This window comes from Vibrio fujianensis, from assembly GCF_002749895.1.
Lineage (GTDB): Bacteria > Pseudomonadota > Gammaproteobacteria > Enterobacterales > Vibrionaceae > Vibrio > Vibrio fujianensis.
Genome location: NZ_NBUS01000054.1, coordinates 445,518 through 445,784, shown reverse-complemented (window position 1 = coordinate 445,784; position 267 = coordinate 445,518). Strand labels below are relative to the sequence as shown.

General features: G+C 42.7%; 1 protein-coding gene. It reads right to left on the bottom strand.

Going from position 1 to position 267, the window contains the following annotated elements; all coding sequences use genetic code 11:
- A partial coding sequence (locus B7C60_RS15105) for a DMT family transporter (protein ID WP_425445525.1) occupies positions 1-267 on the bottom strand: 267 nt, incomplete at both ends.

The following is a 267-nucleotide window of genomic DNA, read 5'->3' as shown; positions in this document are numbered from 1 at the left end:
AATCCTAAGCTTGCAATTTTTACCATGCTAACGGGCTCTCCCCAAAAGACCAGACCTACGATAGCCGTTCCTACAACACCGATACCAACCCACACACTGTAGGCTACCCCTAACGGTAAGGTTTTTAATGATAAACCCAACAAAACAAAACTTAACACTAAACAAGCCAAAGTAAGTATTGAAGCGACAGGCTTACTAAACCCTTCGGTATATTTAAGGCCTGCAGCCCAAGCCACTTCACTCAAACCTGCAATAAAAAGTATCAAC